This window comes from Companilactobacillus paralimentarius DSM 13238 = JCM 10415 (assembly GCF_001434985.1).
GTDB classification, from domain to species: domain Bacteria; phylum Bacillota; class Bacilli; order Lactobacillales; family Lactobacillaceae; genus Companilactobacillus; species Companilactobacillus paralimentarius.
This window is the reverse complement of record NZ_AZES01000019.1, coordinates 1-5816: the sequence shown is the minus strand read 5'-3', so window position 1 is coordinate 5816 and position 5816 is coordinate 1. Positions and strand designations below refer to the sequence as shown.

Here is a 5816-nt window from a genome sequence, read left to right as displayed (position 1 = left end):
TCAAGTACCTTTTGTCTGTTTATCAAGTACCTTTTGTCTGTTTATCAAGTACCTTTATAAGTTCCGTACTTGATAAACAGGTACTTTTATTTTAATATGTGTTTGAGGTGATAATCATGTCTAATGAGTTAGTTAAGTATGATCCTGAGTTGAATACTATTCCCTTGAGAAAATTTACCCCAATTGAGATGAATTTATTTTTTTCAATTGTTTCCCGCATGCGGGATCAAGGAAATAAAACTGTTCGTTTCTCTTTTGACCAGTTAAAAGAGCTTAGTAACTATAAACCAACCGCAAATAAACGTTTTATTGATGATATTGAAAATACATACCAAAAGATCCTCAGCCTTAGGTTTGGCCGTAGAAGTAAGAGTGGCTTAAATCGTGAATTTTTTGTTATGTTTACTGAATTTGAAATTAAAGGTGAAGCTGAAGAACCTTATGTTGATATTCAGATTTATCCCAAAGCATTGCACTTGCTAAACGATTTAGAAAGTTGGGTTCGTTATGCCCTAACAGAATTTAGAAATTTAAAAAGCAGTTACGCTAAAACAATGTTTCGTCTAATTAAGCAATTTCGAACTACTGGCTATTCTTATTTCTCTAAAGAAGATTTTTTTGAATTGCTTGATATACCTAAAAGTTATTGGAATAGTCCTTCAAATGTTGACAAAAAGGTTATTAAGCCAATTAGAGAAGAATTAACCCCGCTTTTTAGAGGGCTAACGATTAGAAAAAAATATGGTAAAGGCAGAGGAAAACCAGTTATCGGTTATTCTTTTACTTGGAAACCTGAAAGAAAGGACGCAAATGATTTTTCTCAAGGCAAATTTCAAGATGAGCGTCAAAAACTCTTTAACATTCAGCACAATGATGAATTATCAGATAAAGAAAAGTGGCGTGCAATTGACAAAGTTAAATGCTTGCCTTTAGGAACAACTGAAAAACAGGTACTGGCTGAAAAACAAGCTGAACATGATCAAAAAATCAGATATCAAGCAAGACAAGAAGCACTTGCTGAACTCCGAAAGGGGTTTGGAAATAATGCCTAAAACAATTAGAGAACTTGCTGATGAATTTGGTGTATCAAAACAAGCTATTAGAAAAAAATTGGATGCAAACTTTAGAGCAAACTATGTGCAAACTGTAACTAGGAACGGGGTGCAAACCTTAGTTGTTGTTAATTCAGGTTATTTGCTATTAAAGCAACATTTTTATGGCGGTAACAGTCAGCAAGTAGGTGGGAACTTTTCTGCTAGTAATACTGGTAAAAATAATATAAACACAGTGGAATTCCTTAAGCAACAGATATCAATTAAAGATAGCCAACTCAAGGAAAAGGATGAACAACTAAAGTCCATGCAAAAATTATTAGATCAATCTCAACGGCTTCATCTCATAGCTGAAAAGAAAATTGAAACACTTAATGTAATTACTTCTAAACAAAGAGAATATAGTAACTCTGAGTCAAACAGTAGTAATACTATTAATACAAAGAAAAAAACCAAACATTTTTGGTGGAATATTTGGTCGTGAGTAAAAAAGGTGTGCAAATATGAATGAAATAATTAATCAAATTAACCGTTACAATTCAAGCGGATTTAAAGAAAATACTTTGGTAGACCAGATACTTAAAAAGTACAACGCTTTGGATTCTGACAATAAAAAAGAGCTTGAACCTTATATGTATTTGGTATACAGAGGAAAATTTGATTCTCTTTTTTTAAGTAGCAATTATGTAAAATCAATTTTTTGGCTGAACAAAGTTATCAATCATGAGAAATTTAAAATAGAACTTCCAGATAACAAGGACCATTTTCTTATTGAAGCTGTAAATTCCTTGTTAATCGTCTATTTAGAAAAAGAAAATATAGATTTACTATCTAGGGCGAAAAAATATTTTAAAAACATAAAAGAAGTCCCCCCAAGAATCAATAGTTTAAAAGAAATATACATGAAAAATATTAATATTTTTCATGCAATCAAATATAATAATCTTTTTACAGAAACCAGTTTTACTGTACCAATTAGTATAAAAACGATCCAAGGAAAGGTTCATATTGTACTTCCACAAGATGAAATCGAGGCAGACGTAACTTGTACGTCTCTTGCAGCACAAAATACAATGTATCAAAGTAATACTAATATCATGCGAGCTCAAGATTATGACGCCACATATAATATATCTACTTGGACAATCATAATGAATAGATACCTTTCCTGTGAAGAACCTAGTCCTTTAGATGGTTCTGCTTCTAAAATGCAAGAAATCGCTTGCAAAATAGTTAACAAAATAATTGATAAATATAGGGGAAAAACTAACGAATATTGGATTAAGAGGATTTATCCCGCAATGATTCAAGGCCATTCCATTAAATACAGAGCTGGAGAATTTGTCTTCAGAGATATTCCCTTTTACGATAGGGGAGAAATGATACTATCCTCCAAAAAGAATGAGATTTCTCTTACCGAAAAAAATGGAATGATTACTGAAGATCCTCCGCTGTACAAAAAATTATTTATGGATTCACAAACCTATTTATTAACTCAAAACTTAGGTAGCAGTATCCTTTTGTTGAATATGGCATTTGAAAATTTCACATACACCGTCATTTGCAAAAAAATAATAGAATTAAGCCACGAAACTTATAGCAATGGGTTCTATTTAAAAACGCAACCATACAAAGATTATTTTTTAAATGATTACTTAACAAGGGATCAGTATGAAGATGCTATCTCTAAGGAGATTATTAAACCTAGGGGAATGTCACAATATGCAATTTATAAACTTTTATATGAATATGATAGCTCTCTTCAACAACAAATCTCTAAAAGTAGATTGAACAAGTTAATTTCATCCATTCGAAAAAATAGGAATGAACTTGCCCATGGAACTTTTGATAATACAAAATTAAAATATAACGATGTATCTAGGCAAATAAAATCTTTTACTGATTTAATCTCTATAATTAACGCTTAATCCTGAAAATACAGGAAAAGAGCACTTAGCTTCTCTCTGTATTTTTTTATATACCAGTTATTATAGTCGAACACGAGATAGTGTGCTTAAATTATCCTTTCACTCTTGACACGTTAGAGACAACCTTTTTACAGGATCAGTTAACACATTTTTTGTATTTAATTACATAGAGCATAAAAAAATCAATGTAACCGATGTTAGTTACTTGTTTAAATTTATACCTATGATAATTAAATACAAAAAAATGATTAACACTATCCTGAGCTAAGAAACGCCTAGGGTCTATAATTAACAAATACCCCCTCAAAAACATTGAAAGAATAGCCCCCAATATCTATATTATAGATATTGGGGGCTATTTTAATTTATTCTTTTATAAGTGCCCCTAAACTATATCTATTGATTCAAGATTTCATGGGAGCCAGTTGCAACCAATAACAAAATCAATTCATCATGATCTAGCCGATAAATAACAATCCAGTTGTCATAATTTTTACCATAGTTTCCATATCTGGCAGGGTGAAATTCACGATAGCCACGCCAATTTCCTTTTAATGCATGATCTTTAATCTGTTTCAAAACATGTACATCTTGTTCAACAATTGCTTTTAAACAAGGTTTCAAGACAGTTATTGGAAAGTGTTTTTTGACTAGTTTTTTTAACTCACGTTCAAAAGATTTGGTCTGTTTAATTTGCATCTAACTTATCGATCCAATCTTCAAAGTCAGTCAATGAACCAATGTTTTTGACCTGCCCTGTTTCTGCTTCTTTTTTAGCGGCTAAGGCTTCCGGAGAATCTAAAAAGCTGACTAATCGAACTTCATTATTGGCCGCTTTAACTAACGATAAGCGTATATACTCAGAAACGGTTAGCCCTTGTTTTGCTAGATTAGCTTTAGCCCGTTCACTAATGTCAGGTGTTACACGAGTTGAAATTGTCTTGTTTTTAATAATAGTATTACTCATTCTAATCCGCCTCCTTTAAGTTTACCATCGTACTACATTATAATATTAGATTTTTAGGTTTTCTGCAACTAAATTAATTTTAAAGTAAAGGAACTAACAGCTTATGCGACAAGTTGTCTTACCCATCAAAGATTCAAACGTTCTTAAAGAGGTTCAAGATACGTTACTCAATAACTTTAAAGCTGGCCGACGTAACTATACGATTTTTCAAGTTGGTAAAGCGACGCTACTGCGAGTGAGTGACGTTATGGGCTTAAAACAGGTCGATATTTTTAATCCGGACGGTTCTATTAAACAAAATACGTTTATTCATGACCGAAAAACTGGTAAACCTAATACCTTGTACCTTAAACCTGTTCAAACAGAGCTTTTATTGTATCGTCAATGGCTGCTTGATCATGAACTAGAATCTGAATGGCTCTTTCCGTCAATTCAACACCCAGAACGGCATATTACGGAAAAACAGTTCTATAAAATCATGAGCAAAGTCGGCGATCTTTTAAGCATTAATTACCTTGGTACCCACACTATGCGCAAAACTGGGGCTTATCGTGTTTACACGCAATCAAATTACAATATTGGCCTAGTCATGCACTTACTAAATCATTCAAGTGAAGCCATGACTCTAGCTTATTTAGGCTTAGACCAAGCCAGTACCGAAACTATGTTAGATCAAATTGATTTTGGATAAATTAGTTTGATTTTGTTGTCGCCAACGGCGACTTCTGATACAGGTTTTTAATGGGTCTAGCACAACATAGAATAAATTCTATGTGTAAGTGCGCATTGACCTCGTTTCACTCGGTCTGCTGATAGCTATGAAATCAGGTTTTCCGTTATTGAATTGAATACATTTTTAATTCAATATATGCGCCCAAATCAACTAGATTTGCTATGCTTTAAATACTTAAAAACTATTACAGATTCCGCTATTTCCAATTCGAATTTTTTAATTGTCTTTTACAGAGATTCTTTATAAACTTAGCAACAAAATTTGAATAACTAACTGTAAGAGCTGCGTATCTAAACTGAAGTCATTATTTTAATGTTAGGAGTAATTAAGATGGACGAAAAAAAAGTACTAAAACCCATTGATGAAATTCTTGCTGATCCTTGGCAAATTGATATTCAAGAATTGTTTGAAGCTTCTGTCAATGAACCTGACGAGATCAAAAGGAATCTGTATGATTCCCTGGATACTTATATTTTGCAAAAAAGGCAAGAAGATATTAGTAATCGCCCAGGTTCCGTCATCTAGCCCTCTAAAAGCTCACTGAGGGCTTTTTATTTTTGTTTTGGTATAAATATATATAAACAGTCTTAAAATCGCTTAGAACAAAAAATAAGGCCCTTAAAAAGGGACATAGCAGTTAAATCTTTATCAAGTTTTAGAAAAGCTAACTATTTGCTGTCAATGGTAGCGGACAAGCGTAGCGTGGGAGCATAAGGAATTGACAGCTCTTAACCAGTCTTGACACTGAACTGGCGAAAGCCAAAGTTTCTACAAAACTTTGCTTTCCTGCCTAACGGCGAGTGAAAGAGCGATCAAGCTGGCTCAGCTTGGACGGGGATCGGGGCGTCAGCGCCCGAATTAATGTGGCTTGCCACACCTTTTGAGCAACGAACAGCGTGAGGCGCAAGGAGCTGTGCGACTGGAGTTTAATGTGAGCCGTTTTTTGGCTCACTCCTTTGTGTTTTTTTTGTTTTAGGTTTGTATCTCGTACAGTGGTGCCTCTTATATACCTCTTTTATAAACCTCTTTTAAACCTCTTTTAGACCCCTCTTGCGCCTTACTCTCCCAAGGCTCACAGAAGTTTATCAAGTACCTTTTGTCTGTTTATCAAGTACCTTTTGTCTGTTTATCAAGTA

Annotated in this window: 7 protein-coding genes; 5 read left to right on the top strand and 2 right to left on the bottom strand. The window is 33.4% G+C overall.

Annotated features, from left to right (window positions below):
• The first annotated feature begins 116 nt into the window (after window positions 1-116).
• The 3 genes from FD33_RS02265 to FD33_RS12845 are packed head-to-tail and all read left to right on the top strand — an operon-like array spanning window position 117 to window position 2980.
• A complete protein-coding gene (locus tag FD33_RS02265; protein ID WP_025086213.1) occupies window positions 117-1052 on the top strand; it encodes a replication initiation protein in 936 nt (311 codons plus the stop codon).
• On the top strand, window positions 1045-1536 hold the full coding sequence (locus FD33_RS02260) for a hypothetical protein (protein WP_034544447.1): 492 nt from the start codon (window positions 1045-1047) through the stop codon (window positions 1534-1536). The genes FD33_RS02265 and FD33_RS02260 overlap by 8 nt, the downstream gene beginning before the upstream one ends.
• Before the next feature lie 19 nt (window positions 1537-1555).
• Window positions 1556-2980 (top strand): hypothetical protein, encoded by a 1425-nt coding sequence (locus tag FD33_RS12845; RefSeq protein WP_025086211.1) that lies wholly within the window; start codon window positions 1556-1558, stop codon window positions 2978-2980.
• Between the two features lie 396 nt (window positions 2981-3376).
• On the opposite strand, the gene FD33_RS02250 is transcribed toward FD33_RS12845, so the two are convergent.
• Window positions 3377-3679, bottom strand: coding sequence for a type II toxin-antitoxin system YafQ family toxin (locus FD33_RS02250; protein WP_025086210.1), 303 nt, complete (start codon window positions 3677-3679; stop codon window positions 3377-3379).
• On the bottom strand, window positions 3669-3947 hold the full coding sequence (locus FD33_RS02245) for a plasmid mobilization protein (RefSeq protein ID WP_003625288.1): 279 nt from the start codon (window positions 3945-3947) through the stop codon (window positions 3669-3671). The genes FD33_RS02250 and FD33_RS02245 overlap by 11 nt, the downstream gene beginning before the upstream one ends.
• A 103-nt stretch (window positions 3948-4050) precedes the next feature.
• Here FD33_RS02245 and FD33_RS02240 point away from each other — a divergent pair, with 103 nt between their 5' ends.
• Window positions 4051-4638, top strand: a complete 588-nt coding sequence (locus FD33_RS02240; RefSeq protein ID WP_025086209.1) for a site-specific integrase — start codon at window positions 4051-4053, stop codon at window positions 4636-4638.
• Window positions 4639-4992: 354 nt separating this feature from the next.
• Window positions 4993-5205 carry a hypothetical protein gene (locus tag FD33_RS02235; RefSeq protein WP_025086214.1) on the top strand — a complete coding sequence of 71 codons (213 nt, stop codon included), beginning with the start codon at window positions 4993-4995 and terminating at the stop codon, window positions 5203-5205.
• Window positions 5206-5816: the final 611 nt, after the last annotated feature.

What these genes read in the sequence shown, in the direction of transcription:
- FD33_RS02250 (WP_025086210.1), bottom strand. Translation starts at nt 3,679, where the DNA reads ATGCAAATTAAACAGACCAAATCTTTTGAACGTGAGTTAAAAAAACTA.
- FD33_RS12845 (WP_025086211.1), top strand. Translation starts at nt 1,556, where the DNA reads ATGAATGAAATAATTAATCAAATTAACCGTTACAATTCAAGCGGATTT.
- FD33_RS02235 (WP_025086214.1), top strand. Translation starts at nt 4,993, where the DNA reads ATGTTAGGAGTAATTAAGATGGACGAAAAAAAAGTACTAAAACCCATT.
- FD33_RS02240 (WP_025086209.1), top strand. Translation starts at nt 4,051, where the DNA reads ATGCGACAAGTTGTCTTACCCATCAAAGATTCAAACGTTCTTAAAGAG.
- FD33_RS02265 (WP_025086213.1), top strand. Translation starts at nt 117, where the DNA reads ATGTCTAATGAGTTAGTTAAGTATGATCCTGAGTTGAATACTATTCCC.
- FD33_RS02260 (WP_034544447.1), top strand. Translation starts at nt 1,045, where the DNA reads ATGCCTAAAACAATTAGAGAACTTGCTGATGAATTTGGTGTATCAAAA.
- FD33_RS02245 (WP_003625288.1), bottom strand. Translation starts at nt 3,947, where the DNA reads ATGAGTAATACTATTATTAAAAACAAGACAATTTCAACTCGTGTAACA.